Origin of the sequence: Bradyrhizobium niftali, assembly GCF_004571025.1 — a bacterium.
Classification (GTDB): Bacteria; Pseudomonadota; Alphaproteobacteria; order Rhizobiales; family Xanthobacteraceae; genus Bradyrhizobium; species Bradyrhizobium niftali.
The window spans coordinates 114,488-140,093 of sequence record NZ_SPQT01000017.1; the positions used below are offsets into that span (position 1 = coordinate 114,488).

Consider the following 25,606-nt stretch of genomic DNA (forward strand, 5'->3'; position numbering starts at 1 on the left):
TCGTCCCATGACTGTTGCACTCCACCCATCGATCGACAACGGCCTCAAGCAGGGCAGCGGCAGCTTCGCCGGCGGCACGCTTGCCTGCAAATGCAAGGACCATCAGGTCAAGGTCGGCATCAAGGGCGACGTCGCCCACAACCACGCCTGTGGCTGCACCAAGTGCTGGAAGCCGCAGGGCGCGACGTTCTCCGTCGTGGCCGTGGTGCCGCGCCAGAACGTCACCGTGCTCGAGAACGGCGACAAGCTCCAGATCGTCGACGCCTCCGCGGTGATCCAGCGCCACGCCTGCAAGGCCTGCGGCACGCACATGTATGGCCGCATCGAGAACAAGAACCATCCGTTCTACGGCCTCGACTTCATCCATCCCGAACTGTTCCAGGAACAGGGCTCGCAGGCGCCGCAATTCGCCGCCTTCGTCTCCTCGGTGATCGAAGCCGGCGTGAAGCCGGAGCAGATGGCCGGCATCCGTTCGCGGCTGAAGGAGATCGGGCTCGAGCCCTACGACTGCCTGTCGCCGGCGCTGATGGACGCGATCGCGACCCACGTGGCGAAAGCCAAAGCAGCCTGACGAGGGCCGCCTGAACGAGGCGGCCCGAGCAGGGCCGCCAGACCCACGCCACGTCCGCTCGCTGGTCCCGACCAGCACCAGCGAGCCGGACGGAGGTGCCTTCCCATGATCGCAGCGAAGCCGCTGCTTCTGCACTCTGCGTCTACGAGCTGCGTCTGCGAGGGCCACGTGCTCCCTCAGTCCTGGTCTCTGAATGACTGCGCAGTGCCGTCCGCTTCCCGCCTGAAGCCCGCGGCAGCTGCGTTTCTCCCTCCCTCGACTGAGGCATCCTGCTTCGTCCGTACAGTCTTTCTGGCGGACGAAGCTTTTTTTGTTGCGATCCGCTTTGCAGTTGCGCAATGCGCGCGGCGCAATGCCGCGCCCTGCTTTTGACAAACCACAGATGCAATCTCCGGACGCTGAGAACACCCGGCTGTGAACGCCGGGCCGGCGCGATCGCTGCTACGATCGCGCCGTCACGATGCCGCGCGAAGTTCAATCAAAGAAGAACAAAACGGGAGGTATCGAGTACATCCAGACATCGCTATGGCGTTCCTGCCTCCCTCCGGGATTTGCCCGCGAGGGATGACGGCGGGACGTTGCGACGACGCACGAGCCCCGCCGGCGCATGCCGGCGTATTTCAATTCATGCTTATGAAGAGCGAGGGACGATCATGATCAAGGTGAAGATCAACGGCCAGGAACAGAGCTGGGACGGCGACCCGAATCTCCCGCTACTCTGGTTCCTGCGTGACGAGGCCGGGCTGACCGGCACCAAGTTCGGCTGTGGCCAGGCCCTGTGCGGCGCCTGCACCGTCATCGTCGACAAGGAGGCGGTGCGCTCCTGCATCACGTCGGTCAACGACGTCGCCGGACGCGAGGTCACGACGATCGAGGGATTGCATCCGAACGGCGATCACCCGGTTCAAAAAGCCTGGCGCCAGGTCAACGTGCCCCAATGCGGCTTCTGCCAGGCCGGCCAGATCATGCAGGCCGCGGCGCTCTTGATGGACAACCCGAAGCCCTCGCACGACCAGATTCGCGAGGCCATGTCCGGCAACATCTGCCGCTGCGGCTGCTACCAGCGCATCGAGAACGCGGTCCATCTCGCCTCGACGGGAGTGTGACATGAATTTCATCGACAATCCCCGGAAGCTTCACAGCTTCGAAAAGAACATCCGTGTCGAGAAGGTCTCGCGCCGCAGCATCCTGAAGGGGCTCGGCATCACCGGCGGCTTCGTGCTCGCCGCGCCCGTGATGTCGCGCCAGGCGTTTGCCTATGAGACCGGCGCCGGAAAGATGCCGCACGGCGTCGTGGTCGATCCGCGCGTGTTCGTCGCGGTCGCGCCCGACGGCATCGTCAGCATCGTCGCCCACCGCTCCGAGATGGGCACCGGCGTGCGCACCAGCCTGCCCCTGATCGTGGCCGAGGAGATGGAGGCCGACTGGTCCAGGGTCAAGGTGCAGCAGGCCCATGGCGACGAGGTCAAGTTCGGCAACCAGGACACCGACGGCTCCCGCAGCACGCGGCATTACCTGATCCCGATGCGCCAGATCGGCGCTGCCGCCCGCACCATGCTGGAGCAGGCCGCCGCCAAGCGCTGGGGCGTACCCGCGACCGAGGTCAAGGCCGTCAATCACGAGGTCGTCCACAGCGCCAGCGGACGCAAGCTCGGCTTCGGCGAGCTCGCCGCCGACGCCGCCAAGGAATCGGTGCCGAGCATCGAAGGTCTCAAGCTGAAGGACCCCAAGGACTTCCGCTACCTGACCAAGGGCCAGATCGGCATCGTCGATCTCCACGACATCACCACAGGCAAGGCGCAATACGGCGCCGACGTGCGCCTGCCGGGGATGAAATATGCCGTGATCGCGCGCCCGCCGGTGACCGGCGGCAAGCTTACCTCGTTCGATCCGGACGCGGCGTTGAAGGTGCCCGGCGTCGAGAAGGTGATGCAGGCGCGCGGCTGGCCGTGGCCGTCGAAATTCCAGCCGCTCGGCGGCGTCGCGGTGATCGCGCGCAACACCGGCGCGGCGATCAAGGGCCGCGACGCGCTGAAACTGGTCTGGGACGACGGCGCCAACGGCAAATACGACTCCGTCGCCTACCGCAAGGAGCTCGAGGAGGCCTCGCGCAAACCCGGCCTCGTCGTGCGCAAGGAGGGCGATGCGGACGCCGCCCTGAAAGGCGCCGACAAGGTGATCGTCGGCGAGTACTACGTCCCGCATCTCGCCCATGTCGCCATGGAACCGCCGGTGGCGGTCGCCGACGTCAAGGGCGACAAGGCGGAGATCTGGGCGCCGGTGCAGAGCCCGGGCGGCACCCGCGAGGACGTCGCCAAGACTCTCGGCATCCCCGAGGAGAACGTCACCGTCAACGTCACGCTGCTCGGCGGCGGTTTCGGCCGCAAGTCGAAATGCGACTATGCGCTCGAAGCCGCGTTGCTGTCGAAGGAGCTCGGCGCGCCGGTGAAGGTGCAGTGGACGCGGGAGGACGACATCCACAACGGCTTCCTGCACACCGTCTCGGTCGAGCGGATCGAGGCCGGCCTCGACAAGAGCGGCAAGGTGATCGCCTGGCGCCACCGCAGCGTGGCGCCCAGCATCGCCTCGACCTTTGCGGCCGGTACGGTGCACCAGGCGCCCTTCGAGCTCGGCATGGGCCTCGTCGACATGCCGTTCGAGATCGCCAACATCTCCTGCGAGAACCCGGAGGCCGCGGCGTTCACCCGCATCGGCTGGTTCCGCTCGGTCTCGAACATCCCGCGCGCCTTCGCGGTGCAGTCGATGGTCGGCGAGATCGCGAACGCAACCGGCCGCGACCAGAAGGAGACGCTGCTCGCGCTGATTGGCAGCCCGCGGATCGTCAAGCCCGCGGTGAAGGACTTGTGGAACTACGGCGAGCCCCTGGACAGCTACCCGATCGACACCGCGCGCCTGCGCAAGGTGGTCGAGCTGGTGGCCGAGAAGGGCGAATGGGGCCGTCAGGTGCCCAAGGGCCACGGTCTCGGCATCGCGGTACACCGCAGCTTCGTCAGCTACATCGCGACTATCGTCGAGGTGGCCGTCGACGACAAGGGCAAGCTGACGGTGCCGCGGGTCGACACCGCGATCGATTGCGGCACCTATGTCAACCCCGAGCGCATCGCCTCGCAGATCGAGGGCGCGGCGATCATGGGCCTCAGCCTCGCCAAATATGGCGAGATCACCTTCAAGGACGGCAAGGTGCAGCAGAAGAACTTTGACGACTTCCAGCTCGTCAGGATCGACGAGTCTCCCCTGGTGACCAACGTCTACATCGTGCCGCCCGCGTCAGGCACGCCACCGAGCGGCGTCGGCGAGCCCGGCGTTCCGCCGTTCGCACCGGCTCTCATGAATGCCATCTTCGCCGCGACCGGAAAACGCATCCGCGCGCTGCCGATCGGCAAGCAATTGGAGGCGTGAGCGCATGGAAGCTCAAACAAGAAGGAGCGCGATAGAAGTCTATCGCGCTTAGGAACATCAGGCGGCCATGCGCCGTTTGCATCGATCTCACAGGAGCAGATCGATGATCAACATCACGAAGGCGCTCGCAGTCTCGCTGCTGTCGGGCGCCTTTCTTTTGACCGCTGGCGGCGCCTTCGCCCAGAGCAACACGACGCCGCCGACCACGGCCACCCGCCCCACCGCGCCGGACCAGAACTCACTGCCCAACGCCACCGCCCCGCCCGCCTCGACCACCCAGACCACCGGGCAGAGCAGCACCGATCCAAAAGTTCAGGAGATGAACCAGAAGGAAAAGGACAAGGTGGATCGCCAGGGGAAGTAGTCGACATCGATGTGCCCTCTCCCCTTGTGGGAGAGGGCAGCGACGCTGGCTGATACAACCTCGCTTGGGTGAGGGGTTTGTCTCCGGGAATCTCTCACATCATGATGCGCGGATAGAACCCCTCATCCGTCGCGCGCAAAGCGTACGCCACCTTCTCCCACAAGGGGAGAAGGGAAGACGCCCACACAAAATGCGGCGGACGTTTCCGTCCGCCGCATTCGCCACCCCCCTTGCTGCTCCGCTTCTTTCGATCCGCCCGCGGAGCTATTTCTTCAGCGCGAACACCCAGACCACGCCGCCCTGGGGCACGTTGGCCTCGATGCCGATGTTGTTGGTCACGAGCGCATCCTGGATCCGCTGCGCGTCCACACCCCATCCCGACTGGATCGCGATGTATTGGGTGCCGTCGATCTCATAGGAGACCGGCATGCCCATGATGCCGGAGTTGGTCTTCTGCTCCCACAGCAGCTCGCCGGTCTTGGCGTTGAAGGCGCGGAAGTTGCGATCGTTGGTACCGCCGGCAAAGATGAGATCGCCCGCGGTCGCCGTCACCGAGCCGAACAGCTGCGACTTCGGGAAGTTGTGCTGCCACACCTTCTTGCCCGTGACGGGATCCCAGGCCTGCAGTTCGCCAAAATGATCCGCGCCCGGCTTTGTCTTCAGCCCAATGTCTTCCGGCTTGGTGCCGAGCCAGAGCTCGCCCGGCTTGAGTGCGACCTTCTCGCCGGTGAAGCCGCCGCAGAAATTCTCGTTGGCGGGCACGTAGACGAGGCCGGTCTTCTGGCTGTAGGCCGCCGACGGCCAGTCCTTGCCGCCCCACAGCGACGGACAGAACTCCACGCGCTTGCCAATTACCGGCTTGTGCGCGGGATCGACGATCGGCTTGCCGGTTTCGGCATCGATGCCCTTCCAGACGTCGGTGGAGACGAACGGCCAGCCGGCCACGTAGTTGATCTTGGTCGGCGTGCGCTCGAGCACCCAGAAGATCGCGTCGCGCCCCGGATGGACCAGGCTCTTGATGTTGCGACCGTCGCGTTGCAGGTCGATCAGCATCGGCGCCTCGACCTCGTCCCAGTCCCAGGAATCGTTCTGGTGGTACTGGTGATAGGTCTTGATCTTGCCGTTGTTCGGATCGAGCGCAAGCACCGACGAGGTGTAGAGATTGTCGCCCGGATGCGTCTCGCCCGGCCACGGCGCCGCGTTGCCGACGCCCCAATAGATCGTCTTGGTGTCCTTGTCGTAATTGCCGGTCATCCAGGCCGAGCCGCCGCCGTTCTTCCAGTCGTCGCCCTGCCAGGTGTCGTGACCGGGCTCGCCCTCGCCGGGAATGGTGTAGGTCCGCCACAGCTCCTTGCCGTCCTTGGCGTCATAGGCGGCGACATAGCCGCGCACGCCGAACTCGCCGCCGGAGCCGCCGACGATGACCTTGCCGTCGACGATCAGCGGCATCAGGGTCATGTACTGGCCCTTCTTGTAGTCCTGCACCTTGGTGTCCCACACCACCTTGCCGGTCTTGGCGTCGAGCGCGACGACATGATCGTCGGTGGTGGCGAGATAGAGCTTGTCCTCCCAGAGGCCGACGCCGCGACTGGTCGGATGCAGCTGGAACAGATCGTCGGGGAGCTGCCGCTTGTAGCGCCAGTATTCGTCGCCGGTTTTCGCGTTCAACGCGATCACCTGCCCCATCGGGGTCGCCACGAACATCACGCCATTGTTGATGATCGGCGGCGCCTCGTGGCCTTCGACGACGCCTGTCGCAAACGTCCAGACCGGCGTGAGACCCTTCACGTTCGAGGTGTTGATCTGGTCGAGCGGGCTGTAGCCCTGCCCGTCATAGGTGCGCCGATAGAGCATCCAGTTGCTCGGTTCCGGATTCTCCAGGCGCTGCGCGGTGACCGGAGAATAATTCTCGATCGGGCCAGACACGGCGGCGGTCGAGGCAAGACAGGTGAAGGCGACGAAGCCGGACAGTAACCATTGCTTCCTGGTCATGGACGTTCCCCTTTTTCATCCGTTTGAATTCTTGCGTTGAATTCTTGTCGTTCGTCCCGTCGTCCGCCCATCGGCGGATGCGGCCTCTCGTGACGCGGGCATGACCCGCCACCGTCCATCATCCTGGCTGCGCGCCACCTACCTTTCCGACGAAGTTTCCGGCGACGCTGAGCGAACCGTCAGCGAACGCCAGCGGCAGCGCCGCGAGCCGTCGCGGTGCCGGCCCGAACACGACCTGCGCGCCCGCGCGAGGATCGTATTCGGAGTTGTGGCACATGCACTTGAGCACCTCCTTGTCGCCGACGTCGCTCTTCACCCAGGCGGTGACGGGACAGCCGGCATGGGAGCAGATCGCCGAATAGGCGATGATGCCGTCGACGGCGCGCGCGCGGGTCTGCTCGTCGAGCTCGGCGGGATCGAGCCGGATGAGCAGGATCTCGTTGAGCCGCGAGGCGCTGCGCACCACCGATGTCTTGGGGTCCTTCGGCCAGGCATGCACGGGCGGCCCGCCGGCCGGCAGGTCGGCCGCGGTGATCAGCTTGCCCTCCTGGTCACCGTCGGAGAAGACGAGCACATCGCCCTTCTGCGGCCGTTCGTCGGAGCCGGGCGGATCCTCGCCTGCGCGCGCCGATGTGGAACAGCCGAGGCAGGCCGAGGTGGCGAGCGCACCCAGCAGCAGCGTTCGCCGCGTCTGCTCCATGGCCGCGTCAACTTCAGGCTCCGCAGAATTCTCGGAGGATGGGGAATTGATGTTGAACGATGCGCGCGACATGCACGTTAGCAGGCGCTGGAACTCTGCCGAAAACAAGGCGAAGAATTGGCGCCGCAGTGCATCAATATGGCTATGCTCGCTTTGATTGAACGAGAGTGAACGCGTTCAAACGTATTTTCACAGTTTTACATCGCACCACGCGAGCGGCATGATGATTTTGCAGACCAGACCGATGATGTTGGAATTGGTGCGACGCGCCATCGCGCGATGTGAGCTGCACGTTTCTCAGGCAGGCATTTGGTATTTCACGATCTGAGCACGTGACGCGGCGAAGCGATGCGGCCTGCGACCGTTGCCGACGCCATTTCAAAACTGTCGGCGATGCGGCGTGCCTTGTCGATGAAGAGCGCGGCCGCCGCGGGCGGACAGACGTCGCGCGCGGTCTGTTCGAACAGATCGAGCCAGCGGTCGAAATGATCGCCGACAAGGCTGAGCGGCAGATGCGCCCGCATCGGTGAGCCATGATAGCTGCCGCTCATCAGCACGACTGACGACCAGAAATCCCCGAGCTTGGCGAGATGCTCGTCCCAATTCTGCACGACCGCGAATACCGGCCCCAGGAGCGCGTCCTCGCGCACGCGCCCGTAAAAGCGCGCAACGAGTTCCGCGATCATCTCTTCGGTGATCCCGGTGCGCTCGATCGCATCCTGGGTCAGCAAGTTCCGGCGCGCGGCCGCCGCTTCGCGCTCGGCCTTCAGTCGATCCGACATATGCTCTTCGTCCGTTTTCGTCTTCCCCTCTCCCCTTGTGGGAGAGGGTGGCTCGCCGCAAGCGCGGCGAGACTGGTGAGGGGTTATGTCCGCGCACTCCTCAACCATTGGAGCTCGCGGAACCAACCCCTCATCCGGCGCTTTTGCGCCACCTTCTCCCACAAGGGGAGAAGGAAGAACGCGCCCGCATCCATAGTGGAGCCAATTGCGCGCGGCGTCTTTGTCGCAGCGCAAATTGCGGGACGGGCGGCGGGCTCGAACGCCCCGCCGCCTACGCCGTGTCATCAGGCGCCGTAAGTGTAAAAACCCTGCCCGGTCTTGCGGCCGAGATGCCCGGCATCGACCATTTCCTTCAGCAAGGGGGCCGGACGGTATTTCGGGTCGTTGAAGCCTTTGTAGAAGACCTCCATCACCGACAACATCGTGTCGAGCCCGACGAGATCGGCCAGCGCCAGCGGCCCGATCGGATGGTTGCAGCCGAGCTTCATGCCGGCGTCGATCTCTTCCGCCGTCGCGATCCCCTCCTGGAGAGCGAAGATCGCCTCGTTGATCATCGGGCACAGGATGCGGTTGACCGCGAAGCCCGGGCTGTTCTTGGCCGTGATCGCCACCTTGCCGACGCGCTGGGCGAAATCGAGCGCCTTGGCGTGGGTGTCGTCGGAGGTCTGCAGGCCGCGGATGAGCTCGAGCAGCGCCATCACCGGCACAGGATTGAAGAAGTGCATGCCGATGAAGCGGTCGGGGCGATCGGTCGCGGCGGCAAGCTTCGTGATCGAGATCGACGAGGTATTGGTTGCAACGAGCGTGCGCGGCGACAGCGTCGCGCAGAGGTCCTTCAGGATCTTGACCTTGAGCTCCTCGTTCTCGGTGGCGGCCTCGATCACCAGGTCGCAATCGGCCAGCTTCGCCCGGTCGGTGGTGCCGGTGATGCGCTTGAGCGTCGCCTCGCGGTCGGCCGCCGACATCTTCTCCTTCTTGACCAGGCGCTCGAGGCTGCCGCCGACGGTCGAAATCCCGCGGTTCACCGCCGCATCGGAAATGTCGACCATCACGACCGAGAGCCCGGCCGCGGCGCAGATTTGCGCGATGCCGTTCCCCATGGTCCCTGCCCCGATGATGCCAACGGTCTGGATCATTGCGTCACATCCTTCTCATCCTTGCGGGCGTGCCGCTAGCGGCCCGGCCCCATTGTTCCTGCATCAGGCTCTAGCACCGCCAGTCGCCGGGTGCGACCTGATCCTGCCCCTTCCTTAAACCATCCATGGCGGGAATAAAGCCGCAGAAGGGGATGATTTCGCGGCCTCGCAGCCCGTTTGGCCCGAGCCATGCGGCGCAAGCGCCGGCCCAAGAGCGCCGCGGGTGCGGCGACCGGGGTCGATCGGCGGGGGAAGCTGCGGTGTCAGGCCTCGCCTCATTCGAGACGCAGCACCTTGCCGGGATTCATGATGTTCTTGGGGTCAAGGGCCCGCTTGATCGTGCGCATGATGTCGAGCTCGGTCCTGGAGCGATAATGCTGGAGCTCGTCGAGCTTCTCGATGCCGATGCCGTGTTCGGCGGAGATCGAGCCGGCCATGGAGGTGATGAGGTCGTTGACGACCCGCGTGATCGCCGCAGAGTACTGGGTGAGCGTGTCGCGATCCATGCCCTTCGGGCCCATGAAGGAGAAGTGCAAATTGCCGTCTCCGATGTGGCCAAGCGGATAGGGGCGGATCGTCGGCAGGATGTCGAGCACGGCCTTGAGACCCCTGTCGATGAACTCGGGAATCCCCGAGATTGCGACCGACACGTCGTAGCTCAGGCCCGGCCCCTCGGCGCGCGATGCCTCGGCCACGCTCTCGCGAATGCGCCACATGTTGCGCGACTGCGCTTCGGTTTGCGCAATCACCGCATCCAGCACCCGGCCCGCCTCGAGCTGATCGGCCAAGAACTGCTCCATCCTGTCCGACATGCCCGCGCCGTCCTGCCGCGGCCGGGCCGACGACCATTCGAGAAGGAGATACCATTCGGTCTCGGCCTTGAGAGGGTCCTGGGTGCCGGGAATGTGGCGCAGCACCATGTCGGTGCAGGCGCGGCTCATCAGCTCGCAGGAGCCGACATTGTCGTCGGAGGCGGCATGCGCCTCCGACAGGAGCTCGATCGCCGCCCTGGGATCGCGGATCGCGAGCCATGCCGTGCAGACGTCCTTCGGCGCGGGCCAGAGTTTCAGCACCGCCTTGGTGATGATGCCGAGCGTTCCTTCGGCGCCCATGAACAGATGCTTGAGGTCATATCCGGTATTGTCCTTCTTGAGTGCGCGCAGCCCGTCCCAGACCTCGCCGCTCGCCAGCACGACCTCGAGACCCAGCACCAGATTTCGCGCATTGCCGTAACGCAGCACCTGCACGCCGCCAGCATTGGTCGACAGATTGCCACCGATCATGCACGAGCCCTGGGCACCCAGGCTGAGCGGAAAGAAGCGATCATGACGCGCGGCCGTCTCCTGGAGCGTCTGAAGGATGCACCCCGCCTCCACCGTCATGGCGTAGCCGACGGGATCGACATTCAGCACACGATTCATGCGACCGAGCGACAGCACGATGCCGCGGTGCGCGGGCCACGGCGTGGCACCGCCCATCAGGCCGGTGTTGCCGCCCTGCGGCACGACGGCAATGCCGCTGTCGTAGCAGAGCTTGATGACAGCCGAGACTTCCGCGGTGTTGGCCGGACGCACGACCGCCGCGGCCTGCCCCGCCAGCTCGCCGCGCCAATCGGTCACGAACGGGCGCTTGTCCTGCTCGTCCAGGATCAGGCCCTTGTCGCCCACGATAGCTCGCAAGCGGTCGAGAATGGCTGGCGTCACGGGCGCGGTCGGAATGGAGGGAGCGGTGACAAGGGCTGCACCCGGCATGTGTTCCTCGCTTTGCGGCTCTTCTGCGCAGCCCTGGGGCGCGCCGGCCTTCGTTCTTGTTTTCGATTCTGGACGTTTGCGCGATGAACCTAGCATGAAGGTCGCGTTTGCGGGAACGTCCCCGGCTGCGACGCTTGTGCAGACCTGCCTCGGCTGCCGAACCGGAAGCGCACTTCCGTCGACGCCCGCCGTGCCCTACTGTGCCGCGATCAACCTGGATTGGGGATCATGAGCCGCTTCTGGAGTCCGGTCGTCCACACGCTTTCGCCCTACGTCCCGGGCGAGCAGCCGAAGCAGGATGGCATCGTCAAGCTCAATACCAACGAGAATCCCTATCCGCCCTCGCCGCGCGTGCTGGCGGCGATTGCGTCGGCTGCGGAGCGGCTACGTCTCTATCCAGATCCGCGCGCCACGCGCCTGCGCGAGGCGATCGCAGCGTATTGCGATGTTGCGGCCGAGCAGGTGTTCGTCGGCAACGGCTCCGACGAGGTTCTGGCCCACACCTTCCCGGCCCTTCTCAAGCACGACAGGCCGCTGCTGTTTCCCGACGTCACCTACAGCTTCTACCCTGTCTATTGCCGCCTCTATGGCGTAGCTCACGAGGAGGTGCCGCTCGATGCCGCGATGAGGATCGAGATCGCCGGCTACAGGCGGCCATCGAGCGCCATTCTTCTCTGCAATCCGAATGCGCCCACCGGCATCGCCCTTCCGCGCGAGGCGATCGCGGCGCTGGTCGCCGAAAATCCAGACCGGCTGGTGGTGGTGGACGAGGCCTATGTCGATTTCGGCGCCGAGAGCGCGGTGCAGCTCGTTGCGCGCCACGACAATCTGCTCGTCATCCAGACCTTCTCGAAATCGCGCTCGCTCGCCGGTCTGCGCGTCGGCTTTGCCATCGGCCAACCGCCGCTGATCGAGGCGCTGGAGCGGGTGAAGGACAGCTTCAACTCCTATCCCGTCGATTGTCTCGCCATCGCCGGCGCCGTCGCCGCCATCGAGGACGACGGGTGGTTCCTCGAGACCCGCGCCCGTATCGTCTCGAGCCGCGAAGCACTGACCCGCGATCTCGGACAACTCGGCTTCGAGGTGTTGCCGTCGCTCGCAAACTTCGTGTTCGCGCGTCACCGAAGCCGGAGCGGAGCCGATCTGGCGGCCGCACTTCGCCAGCGCGGCGTTCTGGTCCGCCATTTCAAGAAGCCGCGCATCGAGGATTTCCTGCGCATCACGGTCGGAACCGAGGAGCAATGTGGCCGGCTGATTGAAGCGCTGCGCGGCCTGATCTGATCCAAGGGCGCGTGACGGACGCCGTCCGTCCGGTTGACAGGGCCCCATTATTTCAATAATCGTTGAAATATGGAAACGACAGACGCCGTCACGGCGCTCGCCGCGCTGGCCCAGGACAATCGCCTCGACGTCTTCCGTCTGCTGGTGCAGGCGGGCCCCGACGGCATGACTGCCGGCTCGATCGCGGAAGCGCTGGATCTCGCCCCCAACACGCTGACGTTCCACTTCGACCGGCTGCGGATGGCGGGTCTCGCCACCGTCCGGCGCGAGGGCCGCTCGATGATCTATGCAGCGCGGTTCGAGACCATGAATGAGCTCGTCGGCTTCCTGACCGAAAATTGCTGCGGCGGAACGTCATGCGCTCCGGCCGCCGCCTGCAAGCCCGCGCGAAAGCGCAGCAAAATTCCGGCCTGAAAGGACGAACCATGAAGCGCCTGCACGTTCACCTGTCCGTCGAGGATCTCCCCCGCTCCATCGGCTTCTACTCGGCTTTGTTCGCGACCCAGCCCTCGGTGGTGAAATCCGACTACGCCAAATGGATGCTCGAAGACCCCCGCGTGAACTTCGCGATCTCGACGCGCGGACGCGAGCCCGGCCTCGACCATCTCGGCATCCAGGTCGAGACCGGTGACGAGCTTCAGGAGGTCTACGCGCGGCTGCGCCAGGCCGGCGGCGACATCATCGAACAGGGCCAGACGACCTGCTGCTATGCGAGGTCCGAGAAATCCTGGATCGACGATCCCGCTGGAATCGCCTGGGAGACCTTCCACACCACGGGCGAGAGCACCGACTATGGCGACGGCACCGGTGAGAATGGCGCGCGGGTTGCCCATGAAAGACAACCGGAGAAGCAATCGGCTTGCTGCGCGCCGCAGGCGGCGCCAAAGCAACAATCGCCCTGCTGCTAGGAACGAAGTGCTTGGTCATGGATGCGATCATCTACCACAATCCCGCTTGCGGCACCTCGCGCAATACGCTCGCGATGATCCGGAGCGCCGGCATCGAACCGCATGTAATCGAGTATCTGAAGACGCCCCCATCGCGGGCGCTGTTGCAACAACTGATCGCGCGCATGGGACTGCCCGTGCGCGCGTTGCTTCGGGAAAAGGGCACGCCCTATGCCGAGCTCGGGCTCGGCGACGCGGCGCTGACCGACGATCAGCTTCTCGACGCGATGATGGTGCATCCCATCCTGATCAACCGGCCGATCGTGGTCACGCCGAAAGGCGTCAAGCTCTGCCGCCCCTCGGAGCTGGTGCTGGACCTCCTGCCGGCGCAGCAGGGCGAATTCGTCAAGGAAGACGGCGAGCGCGTCCGGCTGGACCGCGGCGCCTGATGCCGGGGCTTGCGCAGCGCGCCTTCGCCGAGTGGCTCGGGACCGCGTTCCTGCTGGCCGCGGTGGTCGGCTCGGGGATCATGGCCGCGAAGCTCTCGGGCGGAAACGTCGCGCTCGCGCTCCTGTGCAACACGATCGCCACCGGCGCCATCCTGGTCGCGCTGATCCTCACCTTCGCCGCCATGTCGGGCGCCCATTTCAATCCGGCGGTGACGCTGGCCTTCGCCCTGCGCGGCGAAACAGCCTGGAGGGACGCGGCGATCTACATCGCCGCACAGATCTCCGGCGCGATCATCGGTGTGTGGATCGCACATCTGATGTTCGAGCTTCCACTTCTCCAGCTTTCGCTGACGCAGCGCTCGGGAGCCGGACAATGGCTTGCCGAGGCCGTGGCGACCTTCGGTCTGCTGTTGACGATCCTCGGCGTCGCGTCTCGAACGCCCGCCGCCGTTCCTTACGCGGTCGGCCTCTACATCACCTCGGCGTACTGGTTCACGGCCTCGACGTCCTTTGCCAATCCGGCGGTCACCATCGCCAGGTCGCTGTCCGATACCTTCGCAGGGATCGCCCCGCAGGGCGTGCCGGCCTTCATCGCTGCGCAGATCGCCGGGGCACTTCTCGCCGTTCCGCTCGCAGGCTGGCTGTGGGGCGGTGCCCCGGCGAAGCGGGACGCCCGGCCGCTCGCGTCCTGACGCCCGATCCCGCAGCTGCGGCATTTGCGGCCGAATGAAGCGGGTTTTCAAAACGCTCCTGCCAGGTATTCTGTGAGCCGCCTCCCATGGCGGCGGTGCCTCGCTGCTGTTGCTCCAGACGACGAAACTTGCAGGGACCAGCCCGTGATGCGCTTTTGCAGCCTCGACCTCGACGCCCCGGAGGCCTACGCCCGACCGCTGATGTTCAGGCGCGGATGAACGACTTCGCACGATCCGCGGGTGCCGCCTTTGCACTGATTGGCGAGGCCGATTCCGAGCTTATGGGCATCGTCGCCTTGTCGGTGCGTGTCAGCCTGACCGCGAGCATCGTCGCGCTGCTGATCGGTGCACCGTTCGGCGCCTTGCTGGCGATCGCCCGTTTCCGCGGACGTCAGGTCATCATTGTGCTGACCAATGCGCTGCTCGGCCTGCCGCCGGTCGTGGTCGGGCTCGCGCTCTATCTGCTGCTATCACGGTCCGGCCCGCTCGGGGCGGCCGGCCTGCTGTTCACGCCGGCGGCCATGGTGATTGCGCAGACACTGCTCGCGACACCGATCGTGGTGGCGCTGGTGCATCGGCCTGCGAGCCTGCTCTGGGCGGAGTATGGCGACCTGGCGCGGATCGACGGGCTGTCGTTCCTGCGCAGCATGGGGCTCCTGTTCGCGCTGGGACGGACCTCGCTGCTGACGGCCTTTCTCGCGGCCTTCGGGCGTGCCATCGCCGAGGTCGGCGCCATCATCGTCGTCGGCGGCAACATCCGTGGCTTCACGCGCACGATGACGACCGCCATCGCGCTGGAAACCAGCAAGGGCGACCTGCCGCTGGCGCTGGGGCTCGGGCTGATCCTGCTCGCGCTCAGTGTGGCGGTGTCGACCGTCGCATTCTTGCTAGTTGGCCGCGTTGGGGAAAAATAGCTGCTCGCCGCCGACCTTGTAGCCGGCTATCGCCTGCTGTCCCTTCGGGGAGACCAGCCAGTCGATGAAGGCCTGCCCATCCTGCGCCTTCACGTTGGAATGCTTTGCCGGATTCACCAGCATGACGCCGTACTGGTTGAAGAGCCGCTTGTCGCCCTCGGTCAGGGCGGCGAGCTCGCCGCGGTTCTTGAACGACAGCCATGTGCCACGATCCGACAGAAGATAGGCGTTCGAGGACGAGGCCATGTTCAGCGCCGGGCCCATGCCCTGGCCGATCTCGCGATACCAGCTGTCCTTGCCGGCACCGAGATCGACGCCCGCCTCTTTCCACAATCTCAGCTCGGCCGCGTGCGTGCCGGACTTGTCGCCGCGCGAGATGAACGGCGCCTTGGCTGCCGCGATCTTGCGCAGCGCATCAGCGACGTCCTTGCCGCCGGCAATCTGCGCCGGATCGCTCTTCGGCCCGACGATGACGAAGTCGTTGTACATGACGTCGAAACGCTTCACGCCCTGCCCTTCGGACATGAACTGATCTTCAGCGGGCCTGTCATGGACGAACACCACGTCGGCATCACCTCGCCGCCCGATATCCAGCGCCTGGCCGGTGCCGACGGCAACGACCTTCACGCTGATGCCCTCGGCCTTCGAGAACAGCGGCAGCAAATAGCCGAACAGGCCCGACTGTTCCGTCGACGTCGTCGAGGCCACGGTGATCGTGCGATCCTGCGCGAATGCGATGGTGGACCAGAGCAGAACCGCTCCGATGGCGACTATTTTTCTCATGCGTCGTCCTTACACCAGATGCCGGATGTTCCAATCTACCCTCGACTGAGCGGCGCAGGGAACCCAGACGTTTGGTGCAACGCGCCCATGGCGAGGTGCCTCGCGGCGCGTGTCCGCGTTCCGTGCAGTTGCACTGTGGTCGTCCACACCGTGGCCTCATGACGATCGCAGCTTCTCTCGCGAGCGATGGTGTGCGGATGTTCTGCAATTGGTCCCACCCAGATTGACATCGGTGTGACGGCCGGGGCAGTTTTTCACATTGCTGGCGAATCAGCGATTGCCTCACGCCGAGTACCTCTTGGACAACTCCCAGTGCTTTCGAGACTGATATCGTTGCTGCGCCGCATCCCTGCGGTGAAATGGGCGTTTACGAGGCTTCGGCCCTTGCCGCTCGGCGGCAGCATCGACCTTTCGCCGATCGCCACGAATGATTCGCCTGCCATCGCCGTCGACGTTGCAGAAGCCGCGCGCACTCCCGACATCAGCATCAACGCTAATCCACTGCTCAACGACGCAGGAGTCGCGGTCGCGGCGCCGGTCGCCGAGGACGACACCGCGACCTCCGTCATCGCGGAGAACCCGCCGGCGGCGCAGACAGAAACGACCGGCGTCAGTGACGATCCATCTCCGGCGGTGCCGGCGGAAGCCGAGCCGGCCGTCGTGGAGGAGGCTTCGGTCTCGCCTGTCGACGTCTTGCCTGTGGAGGCGGAGACTGGGCCCGTTGCTGTTCCTGAACTCGCCGCCGGCAACGTCCTGCCTGCGGAACTCCCAACGATTGTCGAGTCGGTCGGCACGGAAGAGGCCTCAGTCCGGCCAGTCGCCATCGATAGCGCGCCGGTCGACATTCCCGAGCTCGCCGTCAGCGGCAGTCCAGCTCGCGAGCTCGCGACCGACGTTGAGCCCGTCGTCACGGAGGAAACAGCGGTCTCGTCTGACGATGGCGAGACCGCTCCGGTTGCTACGCTCGACCTCATCGTCAGCCACGAGCCATCCTCAGACGTCCTCGTCGATATCGAGCCGGCCATCGTAGACGACCCGCATGTCGCCCTCGCCGCCATCGAAGTCTCTATGTCTGATATCCCTGCCGTGAGCATCGACAGCGGTCCATCCGCCGACGTCGCCATGGAGATCGAGCCCGTCCCTGCAAGCGATCTCGCACCGGTCACAGCGGTCGCTACGGAGGACGCTTCTGCCGACACCTCCGGCGTCGTCGCGGACATCGCGCCGGAGCCGATCCTTGCGTCTCCCGCACCAGAGATCCGTAGCGCAGCGAAAGTTCGCGCAAGGGCCACGGAACCCGCCGATCGCGCGGAGCTGATCCGGCAGCGCTGGGCGGAGACCGGGATCAGGATGTGGAATCCGCGGCTTCACGGCACCGGCGATGCCACGCTGAACATCCAGGGCCGTGTCGAGCTGCTGCCGCCCGCGCCCGGCGAGACGATGCCGCGGTACGACAAGCTCGAGTTCAGGATGCTGGGCGGGCAGATCGTCTGCGAGGGCGTCATCGTCGAGGCGCCCGCACAGGCGAGCCATCGCAGCTTTACCCGGCTCGCCGAGCCTGGGAAGCCAGACCGGGTCCGCGAGTCGGTGCGGGAACGCCAGGCCGCTCTCGCCTGACCTTTTCGTCAACGACGACGCTCGCCATATGCTAGGCTGATGTCCTGGATCTGGGAGCTCGCATGCCCACAAAATCATTGCGATTGATTGTGATCGTCGCCCTCTGCGTCTCGCAGGGAGCCTTTGCCGCTTCCAGCAAGCGGCCGCGCCATGCGCCCGCCACCGATCCGGCCGCACACTACAAGGCCGACCGGCTCTCGTCCTCGCGCGGCGAGACGATCCTGAACACGCCGGGCCAGACCACCGTGCTGACGCGGCAGGTCCTCGACGACATGAACGCGAGAAGCCTCCGGGACGCCATGCGCTCGACCGCCGGCGTCACGATCGGGCGGTGACACGCTGACGCCCGGCGCCGCGATGAAAAGTGCGCCGCTATTCCCGCGCGGTCCCCGAAATATTCCCGCCACGAAGTCGTTGCTGCCGCACCGCGCACGACGTAGCTTGCGCACCGGTCGACGCAAATGTCGCGTCCGATCGAAACGACAAGAACACTTTGGGAGGCAAACTATGAGAAAGCTCACGGCCGCGCTATGCGCGTTGGTATTGTTCGTACCGGCTGCGCAGGCGCAAACCATCAAGGACTTTCTGGCAGTGGCCATGAAGAAGTGGACGGCGCCGTTCGAGCCGTTCCAGCTCATCGACAACATCTATTATGTCGGAACCGACGGTATTGCCGTCTATGTCATCAAGACATCGCAGGGGCTGATCCTGATGGACACGGCAATGCCCCAGTCCACCGGCATGATCAAGGACAACATCGCGAAGCTCGGCTTCAAGGTTGCCGACATCAAGATCATCCTCAACACGCACGCGCATCTCGACCACACCGGCGGCTTCGCCGAGATCAAGAAGGAGACCGGTGCGCAGCTCATCGCCGGCGAACGCGACAAGCCGCTGCTCGAAGGCGGCTATTATCCGGGCGACGAGAAGAACGAGGACCTCGCCTTCCCCGCGGTGAAGGTCGATCGCGCGGTGAAGGAAGGCGACAAGGTCACGCTCGGCGACACCACGCTGACGGCACATGCGACGCCCGGCCATTCGCCGGGCTGCACGAGTTGGGAGTTGACCGTCAAGGACGGCAAGGAGAACCGCGAGGTGCTGTTCTTCTGCAGCGGCACGGTGGCGCTGAACCGGCTGGTCGGCCAACCGACCTACCCCGGCATCGTCGACGACTACCGCGCGACCTTCGCCAAGGCCAAGGCGATGAAGATCGACGTGCTGCTCGGGCCGCATCCGGAAGTCTATGGCATGCAGGCCAAGCGCGCGGAGATGAAGGAGGGCGCGCCGAACCCGTTCGTCAAGCCGGGCGAGATCGTGACCTACGCGACCGGCCTGTCGGAGGATTTCGACAAGCAGCTCACCAAGCAGACCGCGGCACTGGAGAAGAAGTAGCGGCCCTGCGCGCTCTCACCTCTCCTCCCGCGGGGGAGAGGTGAATCGCGTGGGTCGGCTGACCGCGCGGCAATCATCTGCACCCCGCCGTCACTGACGCGCATGCTTAACAGATCGTAGCTGCGGCGATTGCGGGCGAAACAGTGCCCGAGACACCCGCCACCGCCGCTGGATATCGTTAACGCCGCCTCACCAATGCACGCGGCCGGAAACTCTGCGGTAGCGTGCAACCTGCGCTGGCCATCGCCGGGAACCCGATCTAACGCGCCCTTTACCCCGCCATGCAAGATCCTCCGCGTTTTGAAAGGATCCGGGGCGCGTATTGCAATGCCTGCTGTCGATTTGAAATCACACTTTGCCGCCGCCATGCAGCTGTTTCGCGTGCCGGCCGACAACCCGGATCTGACGCGCGCGCAGTTCGACGCCTTCTCCAAGCAGATCCCGCTGCTCTACTTCATCCTCATGAGCAACACGATCGCGGTCGCCTATACGTATGTGAACGTGGCGCCGGACTGGCTGACGATGATCGTGCCGGGCGTGCTGACCGTGCTCGCCGCGCTCCGGACCTACTGGTGGCTGCGCCAGCGTCACCTCGTGCGCAGCGATGCCGACATCCTGCGCAATCTGCGCGCCACCAACTGGCTGACCGTGCCGATCGGTGCCGGCTTCACCGCCTGGTCCTTCGCGCTCTACCCGTACGGCGATCCCTTCGCCAAGAGTCAGGTCGCCTTCTACATGGCGGTGACCGTGATCGGCTGCATCTTCTCGCTGATGCACCTGCGCTCGGCGGCGCTGATCGTGACGCTGATCGTCGACGTGCCCTATGTGCTGTTCTTCTTCGCCACGGGCGAGCCGACATTGAAGGCGATCGCGGTCAACAACCTGCTCGTCTCCGGCGCGATGGTGACGGTGCTGTTCATCTATTACCGCGACTTTGCCGATCTCGTGTCGAGCCGCAAGTCGCTGCTGGCGCAGCAGGCGGCCACCCAGGCGCTTTCGGACGAGAACTTCCGCCTCGCAAATCTCGATTCCCTCACCGAGCTGCCGAACCGCCGCCGCTTCTTCGCCGAGCTGTCGAGCGCCTTCGCCGATGCCGAGCGCAGGAATGTTCGCGTCGCGGTCGGGATCATCGACCTCGACGGCTTCAAGCCGATCAACGACAACTACGGCCACAGCGTCGGCGACCGCGTCCTGATCGAGGCGGGCCGGCGCATCCGCGAGGTCTGCGAAGGTTTCGGCCCGCACCGCGTCGAGTTCGCGCGGCTCGGCGGCGACGAGTTCGGCCTCGTGGTGTGCGGCGATCCCGACGACGACGATCTGATGCGGCTCGGCCAGCGGATCGGCGACCTGGTCAAGCTGCCCTACCAGCTCGACACCGCCCATACCGGGCTGTCGTGCTCGATCGGCTTCGCGCTGTTCCCACATTCGGCGACGACTGCGGAAGCGCTCTGTGAATGCGCCGACTATTCGCTCTATCACGCCAAGCGCCACCTGCGCGGCCGCACCGTGATCTTCTCGAGCGAGCTGGAGGCCGAGATTCGCAGCCGCGGCGTCATCGAGAACCTGCTGCGCACCTCCGACTTCGACACCGAGATGGAGCTGGTGTTCCAGCCGATCGTCGATGCCATGAGCGAGCACACCGCAGGCTTCGAGGCCCTGGCGCGCTGGCACAGCCCTCGCCTCGGCCAGGTCTCACCGGCTGATTTCATCCCCGCCGCCGAGCGCATCGGCCTGATCCGGCCGCTGACGCAGGCGCTGCTCGTGCGCGCGTTGGCGACTGCGAAGACGTGGCCCGACGATCTCTGGCTGTCGTTCAATCTCTCCGCCCACGACATCTGCTCGCCCGAAGGCATCCTGCCGTTGATCACCATCATCGAGAAGAGCGGCGTGCCGACGCGCCGGATCGATTTCGAGATCACCGAGACCGCTGTCACCTTCGACTTCGTGCGCGCCCAGCAGTCGATCGCCGCGCTGAAGGCGATGGGCTGCGGCATTTCCCTCGACGATTTCGGCACCGGCTATTCCTCGCTCAGCCACGTGCACCGGCTGCCGCTCGACAAGATCAAGGTCGACCGCAGCTTCGTCGCCGACATCAACGAAAATCCGGTCAGCCACAAGATCATCAAGTCGCTCACGGGCCTGTGCGACGACATGGAGATCGCCTGTGTCGTCGAGGGCGTGGAGACCCGCGCCCAGCTCGACAGCCTGCGCCGGCTCGGCTGCGACTACATTCAGGGCTATTATTTCGCAAAACCCATGCCGCGCGATGCGATCGACGACTACCTCGCGAAGGAATGGCAGCGCCTCGACGGAGCGACGCACGGGACCAAGGTCCTGGCCTGAGGCGCGGCTACTTGGCCAGGCTCGGCAGGTCGAGCCCCTTGTCACGGGCGCAATCGATCGCGGTCTCGTAGCCCGCATCGGCATGGCGCATGACGCCGGTGGCCGGATCGTTCCAGAGCACGCGCTCGATCCGCTTTGCAGCTTCCGGCGTGCCATCGGCGACGATCACCATGCCGGCATGCTGGGAATAGCCGATGCCGACGCCACCGCCATGATGCAGCGACACCCAGGTCGCGCCGCTGGCGCAATTGAGCAGCGCATTGAGCAAAGGCCAGTCGGACACCGCATCCGATCCGTCCTTCATGGCCTCGGTCTCGCGGTTCGGACTTGCCACCGAGCCGCTGTCGAGATGGTCGCGGCCGATCACGATCGGCGCCTTGAGTTCGCCGCGCGCGACCATCTCGTTGAAGGCAAGGCCGAGCCGGTGACGATCGCCGAGGCCGACCCAGCAAATCCGCGCCGGCAAGCCCTGGAATTTGATGCGCTCCTTGGCCATGTCGAGCCAGTTGTGCAGGTGCTTATCGTCAGGCATCAGCTCCTTGACCTTGGCGTCGGTCCTGAAGATGTCCTCGGGATCGCCCGACAGCGCAGCCCAGCGGAACGGCCCGACGCCGCGGCAGAACAGGGGGCGGATATAGGCGGGAACGAAGCCCGGAAAATCGAAGGCGTTCTTCAGGCCCATGTCCTGCGCCATCTGGCGAATGTTGTTGCCATAATCGAGCGTCGGGATTCCTTGCGCGTGGAAGTCCAGCATGGCCCGGACATGCTCGACCATCGAGGTCTTCGACGCGCGCTCGACTTCCTTCGGATCGGAGGCGCGTTTCGCCTCCCATTCGGCGAGCGTCCAGCCTTTGGGGAGATAGCCGTTGATCGGATCATGGGCGCTGGTCTGGTCGGTGACGATGTCGGGCTTGACGCCGCGACGCACCAGCTCGGGAAAAATCTCCGCGGCATTGCCGAGCAGGCCGACCGAGACCGCCTTCTGCGTCTTGGCAGCATCGGCCATGATCGCGAGCGCTTCGTCGAGCGTTGCAGCCTGGCGATCGAGATAGCCGGTGCGCAGCCGCATCTCGATGCGGCTCGGCTGGCATTCAACCGCGAGCATCGAGGCTCCGGCCATGGTCGCGGCCAGCGGCTGCGCGCCGCCCATGCCGCCAAGGCCGGCGGTGAGGATCCATTTGCCCGCCAGGCTGCCGCCATAATGGCGACGGCCGACCTCGACGAAGGTCTCGTAAGTGCCCTGCACGATGCCCTGGCTGCCGATATAGATCCAGGAGCCGGCCGTCATCTGGCCGTACATCATCAGGCCCTTGCGGTCGAGCTCGTTGAAATGGTCGAGCGTCGCCCAATGCGGCACGATGTTGGAGTTCGCGATCAGCACGCGCGGAGCATCGGCGTGGGTACGGAAGACGCCGACCGGCTTGCCGGACTGGATCAGCAACGTCTCGTCGTCTTCGAGCTTGCGCAACGCCGCCGTAATCCGGTCAAAGCTCTCCCAGTCGCGCGCGGCGCGGCCGATGCCGCCATAGACGACGAGTTCGCTCGGGCGCTCCGCGACATCAGGATCGAGATTGTTCATCAGCATGCGCAAGGGGGCTTCCGTCAGCCAGCTCTTGGCGCTGATGTCGCTGCCCCGGGGCGCGCGGATGGTGCGGTCGTTGTCCAGTCGGCGGTTCATGCGGAACACCTCATCAGGCAAGTCTCGGAAATGGATCAGATGAAAGCACGCCGATCGCAGCCGCCGGCAGCGCGTCGGCCTCGACGAGTGCGGCTGCCTTGGCGAGATCGCCGGCCATGTAGCGGTCGGCGCCGAGCGCGGGCACCTGTTCGCGAAGCGCGGCGATGACGGCGACGAGCGGCGCGCTGGTCGCATGCGGCGCGCGCAGCGTAATGCCTTGCGCGGCGACCAGGAGCTCGATGCCGAGGATGGCGGCGAGATTGTCCGTCATATCGGCGAGGCGCCGTGCCGCATGCGCGGCCATCGACACGTGGTCTTCCTGGTTGGCGCTGGTCGGCGTCGAATCGATCGAGCAGGCGAGCGCACGCTGCTTGTTTTCGGCATAGAGCGCAGCCGCCGTGACCTCCGCGATCATGAAGCCGGAATTGATGCCGGGATCGGGCGTGAGGAACGGCGGCAGACCGAAGTTCAGCGCGGGATCGACCAGCGTCGCGATGCGCCGCTCGCTGATCGCGCCAATTTCCGACAGCGCCAGCGCGAGTGTATCGGCCGCAAACGCCACGGGCTCGGCGTGGAAATTGCCGCCGGAGACGATCTCGCCGGTCTCGACCAGGACGAGCGGGTTGTCGGTGACGGCATTGGCCTCGACGATCAGGGTTCGCGCAGCCTGCGTGATCAGATCGAGCGCGGCACCTGCGACCTGCGGCTGGCAGCGCAGGCAATAGGGATCCTGCACACGTTCGTCGCCTTCGAGATGCGACAGGCGGATGTCGCTGCCGTCGAGCAGCGCAGTCAGCGTCGCGGCCGCGGCGATCTGCCCGGCATGGCCGCGCAGCGCCTGGATTTCAGGGCGGAACGGCGCCGTGGAGGCCATTGCCGCATCGACCGACAGCGCGCCAGTGACAAGCGCTGCACGGGCCAGATGAAACGCGCGCAGCACGCCCGAAATGGCATAGGCGGTCGAAAACTGCGTTCCGTTGATCAGCGCGAGCCCCTCCTTGGGGCCGAGCGTCAGCGGCGCAAGCCCGGCGGCAGCGAGTGCCTCGCCGCCCGACACGGTCTTGCCGTCGACAATCGCCTGCCCCTCGCCGATCATGACGGCCGTCATGTGCGCGAGCGGCGCGAGGTCACCGGAGGCACCGACCGAGCCCTGCTGCGGCACCAGCGGACAGACACCCCGCGCCAGCATTCCCTGCAACTGCTCGATCACCTCGCGGCGAACGCCCGAGGCGCCGCGCCCGAGCGAGATGATCTTCAGCGCCATCATCAGCCGCACGATCGGCTCCGGCGTCGCCGGACCGACACCACAGCAATGCGAGACGATGAGGTTGCGCTGGAGCAGCGCGGTCTGGTCAGGCGGGATGCGCTTCGAGGCGAGCTTTCCGAAGCCGGTATTGATGCCGTAGACGGGGGCGTCTGCTCGCGCCGCCTTGGCGACGATCGCCGCGGCCGCCTCGACACGCGGCCAGAACGACGGATCGAGCACGACGGGCTGTCCGGCAAGCACGCGCGCGAGATCGTCCAGGCTGACCGTTCCCGGTTTGACGACGATCGCGGTGCCCTGGTCCGTCACTGTCCCCTCCATACCCGGCGGTGCAGCGGATTGAAGCCGATGCGATAGACGAGCTCGGCGGGACGCTCGATATCCCAGATCGCGAGATCGCACCATTTGCCGGCCTCTAACGTACCGGTCTCCTGGAGCAGGCCGAGCGCCCGCGCGCCTTCGCGGGTGACGCCGGCGAGGCATTCGGCCACCGTCATCCGGAACAACGTCGCCCCCATGTTCATCGCCAGCAGCAGCGAGGTCAGCGGCGAGCTGCCGGGATTGCAGTCGGTTGCGAGCGCCATGTGAACGCCGTGCTTGCGGAACGCCTCGACCGGCGGCTTTTGTGTCTCGCGAATGAAATAGAAGGCGCCGGGCAGCAGCACGGCCACCGTTCCGGCCTTCGCCATCGCGGCCGCACCTGCTTCATCGGTATGCTCGAGATGATCGGCCGACAGCGCGGAGAATTTTGCCGCGAGCGCAGCACCGCCGAGGTTCGACAATTGGTCGGCATGGAGCTTGACCGGCAGCCCAAGGCCCCTCGCCGTCTCGAACACCCGCACGGTCTGCTCGGCCGAGAACGCGATGCCCTCCATGAAAGCGTCGACGGCATCGGCAAGGCCGGCCTTTGCGACCGCGGGCAGCATCTCCTTGCAGACGAGATCGATGTAGCGATCCTTGTCACCATCGGCTTCCACCGGCAGCGCATGGGCGCCGAGGAAGGACGTGCGGATCGCAACCGGCCGCTGGCGGCTGAGGCTGCGCGCAGCCGCGAGCTGCCGCATCTCGGTCTCGGCATCGAGGCCGTAGCCCGACTTGATCTCGACCGTGGTGGCGCCCTCGCCAATCAGCGCATCGAGCCGCGGCAGCGCGCTTGCGACGAGCTCGGCCTCGCTCGCCTTGCGCGTCGCGGCCACCGTCGAGACGATGCCGCCGCCGGCGCGCGCGATCTCCTCGTAGCTTGCACCCTTCAGACGCAGCTCGAACTCGTGTGCGCGGTTGCCGCCATAGACCAGATGGGTGTGGCAGTCGACGAGGCCCGGCGTGATCCAGCGCCCTGCGCAATCGGTCCGCTTGATGGCATCGGCGTCAGCCGGAAAGTCCGCCGCGGCACCCGCATAGACGATGTGGCCGCCGCGCGCGGCAATCACGCCGTGCTCGATCTCGCCGAGATCGGGGCGATCGGCCCGCATCGTGGCGAGGCGGGCATTGTGCCAGATCCGGTCGAAGCGCTCTGCCATGCAACTGTCCCTTCGCGGATGTCCCTGCGCCCTGGGATGCTTGACTTATATGTCTAGACATATAATCGTA

23 protein-coding genes are annotated in these 25,606 nt (G+C 65.5%); 14 read left to right on the plus strand and 9 right to left on the minus strand.

What is annotated here, in order from left to right; translation table 11 throughout:
* The first annotated feature begins 7 nt into the window (after nucleotides 1–7).
* The 4 genes from gfa to E4K65_RS27035 all read left to right on the plus strand — a co-directional run bounded on the left by gfa (nucleotide 8) and on the right by E4K65_RS27035 (nucleotide 4,355).
* The gene (gfa, locus tag E4K65_RS27015) at nucleotides 8–571 is read left to right on the plus strand and encodes an S-(hydroxymethyl)glutathione synthase (protein ID WP_135176703.1); all 564 of its coding nucleotides are present in this window, start codon (nucleotides 8–10) and stop codon (nucleotides 569–571) included.
* 653 nt (nucleotides 572–1,224) lie between these two features.
* Nucleotides 1,225–1,677: a (2Fe-2S)-binding protein gene (locus E4K65_RS27025; RefSeq protein ID WP_027546456.1), complete on the plus strand. Its 453-nt coding sequence runs from the start codon at nucleotides 1,225–1,227 to the stop codon at nucleotides 1,675–1,677.
* Nucleotide 1,678: 1 nt separating this feature from the next.
* Nucleotides 1,679–3,991 (plus strand): xanthine dehydrogenase family protein molybdopterin-binding subunit, encoded by a 2,313-nt coding sequence (locus E4K65_RS27030; RefSeq protein ID WP_027546455.1) that lies wholly within the window; start codon nucleotides 1,679–1,681, stop codon nucleotides 3,989–3,991.
* 103 nt (nucleotides 3,992–4,094) lie between these two features.
* Nucleotides 4,095–4,355, plus strand: coding sequence for a hypothetical protein (locus E4K65_RS27035; RefSeq protein WP_135176704.1), 261 nt, complete (start codon nucleotides 4,095–4,097; stop codon nucleotides 4,353–4,355).
* Between the two features lie 264 nt (nucleotides 4,356–4,619).
* On the opposite strand, the gene E4K65_RS27040 is transcribed toward E4K65_RS27035, so the two are convergent.
* The 5 genes from E4K65_RS27040 to E4K65_RS27060 form a co-directional block, all read right to left on the minus strand.
* Nucleotides 4,620–6,347, minus strand: coding sequence for a methanol/ethanol family PQQ-dependent dehydrogenase (locus tag E4K65_RS27040; RefSeq protein ID WP_135176705.1), 1,728 nt, complete (start codon nucleotides 6,345–6,347; stop codon nucleotides 4,620–4,622).
* Between the two features lie 118 nt (nucleotides 6,348–6,465).
* On the minus strand, nucleotides 6,466–7,119 hold the full coding sequence (locus E4K65_RS27045) for a QcrA and Rieske domain-containing protein (RefSeq protein ID WP_135176706.1): 654 nt from the start codon (nucleotides 7,117–7,119) through the stop codon (nucleotides 6,466–6,468).
* A gap of 245 nt (nucleotides 7,120–7,364) precedes the next feature.
* Nucleotides 7,365–7,829 carry a group III truncated hemoglobin gene (locus tag E4K65_RS27050; RefSeq protein ID WP_135176707.1) on the minus strand — a complete coding sequence of 155 codons (465 nt, stop codon included), beginning with the start codon at nucleotides 7,827–7,829 and terminating at the stop codon, nucleotides 7,365–7,367.
* Between the two features lie 284 nt (nucleotides 7,830–8,113).
* Entirely contained in the window at nucleotides 8,114–8,965 is an 852-nt protein-coding gene (locus E4K65_RS27055; RefSeq protein ID WP_135176708.1) for a 3-hydroxybutyryl-CoA dehydrogenase, read from the minus strand.
* A 275-nt stretch (nucleotides 8,966–9,240) separates the two neighbouring features.
* Nucleotides 9,241–10,716 (minus strand): FAD-binding oxidoreductase, encoded by a 1,476-nt coding sequence (locus tag E4K65_RS27060; RefSeq protein WP_135176709.1) that lies wholly within the window; start codon nucleotides 10,714–10,716, stop codon nucleotides 9,241–9,243.
* Between the two features lie 228 nt (nucleotides 10,717–10,944).
* On the opposite strand from E4K65_RS27060, the gene hisC reads away from it, so the two are divergent.
* The 6 genes from hisC to E4K65_RS27090 all read left to right on the plus strand — a co-directional run bounded on the left by hisC (nucleotide 10,945) and on the right by E4K65_RS27090 (nucleotide 14,939).
* Complete coding sequence (hisC, locus tag E4K65_RS27065) at nucleotides 10,945–11,997, plus strand: histidinol-phosphate transaminase (protein ID WP_135176710.1); 1,053 nt, start codon at nucleotides 10,945–10,947, stop codon at nucleotides 11,995–11,997.
* A gap of 69 nt (nucleotides 11,998–12,066) precedes the next feature.
* Entirely contained in the window at nucleotides 12,067–12,411 is a 345-nt protein-coding gene (locus tag E4K65_RS27070) for an ArsR/SmtB family transcription factor (RefSeq protein ID WP_135176711.1), read from the plus strand.
* Nucleotides 12,412–12,422: 11 nt separating this feature from the next.
* Nucleotides 12,423–12,905: an ArsI/CadI family heavy metal resistance metalloenzyme gene (locus E4K65_RS27075; protein WP_135176712.1), complete on the plus strand. Its 483-nt coding sequence runs from the start codon at nucleotides 12,423–12,425 to the stop codon at nucleotides 12,903–12,905.
* A 17-nt stretch (nucleotides 12,906–12,922) separates the two neighbouring features.
* The gene (gene arsC / locus E4K65_RS27080; protein ID WP_135176713.1) at nucleotides 12,923–13,333 is read left to right on the plus strand and encodes an arsenate reductase (glutaredoxin); all 411 of its coding nucleotides are present in this window, start codon (nucleotides 12,923–12,925) and stop codon (nucleotides 13,331–13,333) included.
* Entirely contained in the window at nucleotides 13,333–14,025 is a 693-nt protein-coding gene (locus E4K65_RS27085; protein WP_135176714.1) for an aquaporin, read from the plus strand. Before arsC ends, E4K65_RS27085 begins: the two co-directional genes overlap by 1 nt.
* A 215-nt stretch (nucleotides 14,026–14,240) precedes the next feature.
* Nucleotides 14,241–14,939 carry an ABC transporter permease gene (locus E4K65_RS27090; protein ID WP_135176715.1) on the plus strand — a complete coding sequence of 233 codons (699 nt, stop codon included), beginning with the start codon at nucleotides 14,241–14,243 and terminating at the stop codon, nucleotides 14,937–14,939.
* On the opposite strand, the gene E4K65_RS27095 is transcribed toward E4K65_RS27090, so the two are convergent.
* On the minus strand, nucleotides 14,913–15,722 hold the full coding sequence (locus E4K65_RS27095; protein WP_135176716.1) for an ABC transporter substrate-binding protein: 810 nt from the start codon (nucleotides 15,720–15,722) through the stop codon (nucleotides 14,913–14,915). The two genes, E4K65_RS27090 and E4K65_RS27095, sit on opposite strands and share 27 nt — an antisense overlap.
* Nucleotides 15,723–16,055: 333 nt before the next feature.
* Here E4K65_RS27095 and E4K65_RS27100 point away from each other — a divergent pair, with 333 nt between their 5' ends.
* From E4K65_RS27100 to E4K65_RS27115, 4 genes are all read left to right on the plus strand, one after another.
* Nucleotides 16,056–17,339 (plus strand): hypothetical protein, encoded by a 1,284-nt coding sequence (locus E4K65_RS27100; RefSeq protein WP_135176763.1) that lies wholly within the window; start codon nucleotides 16,056–16,058, stop codon nucleotides 17,337–17,339.
* 62 nt (nucleotides 17,340–17,401) lie between these two features.
* Entirely contained in the window at nucleotides 17,402–17,674 is a 273-nt protein-coding gene (locus tag E4K65_RS27105; protein WP_209312093.1) for a TonB-dependent receptor plug domain-containing protein, read from the plus strand.
* 172 nt (nucleotides 17,675–17,846) lie between these two features.
* Nucleotides 17,847–18,731 carry a BJP family subclass B3 metallo-beta-lactamase gene (blaBJP, locus tag E4K65_RS27110; RefSeq protein ID WP_135176718.1) on the plus strand — a complete coding sequence of 295 codons (885 nt, stop codon included), beginning with the start codon at nucleotides 17,847–17,849 and terminating at the stop codon, nucleotides 18,729–18,731.
* A gap of 327 nt (nucleotides 18,732–19,058) precedes the next feature.
* Entirely contained in the window at nucleotides 19,059–21,074 is a 2,016-nt protein-coding gene (locus tag E4K65_RS27115) for a putative bifunctional diguanylate cyclase/phosphodiesterase (RefSeq protein WP_167771183.1), read from the plus strand.
* Between the two features lie 7 nt (nucleotides 21,075–21,081).
* Here the strand turns inward: E4K65_RS27115 and hutU are convergent, their stop codons facing one another.
* From hutU to hutI, 3 genes are read right to left on the minus strand one after another with little or no spacing between them, the layout of a single operon-like run.
* Nucleotides 21,082–22,752 carry a urocanate hydratase gene (gene hutU / locus E4K65_RS27120; RefSeq protein ID WP_135176719.1) on the minus strand — a complete coding sequence of 557 codons (1,671 nt, stop codon included), beginning with the start codon at nucleotides 22,750–22,752 and terminating at the stop codon, nucleotides 21,082–21,084.
* Between the two features lie 13 nt (nucleotides 22,753–22,765).
* Entirely contained in the window at nucleotides 22,766–24,325 is a 1,560-nt protein-coding gene (gene hutH, locus E4K65_RS27125; protein WP_135176720.1) for a histidine ammonia-lyase, read from the minus strand.
* Nucleotides 24,322–25,536 (minus strand): imidazolonepropionase, encoded by a 1,215-nt coding sequence (gene hutI, locus E4K65_RS27130; protein ID WP_135176721.1) that lies wholly within the window; start codon nucleotides 25,534–25,536, stop codon nucleotides 24,322–24,324. Before hutI ends, hutH begins: the two co-directional genes overlap by 4 nt.
* Nucleotides 25,537–25,606: the final 70 nt, after the last annotated feature.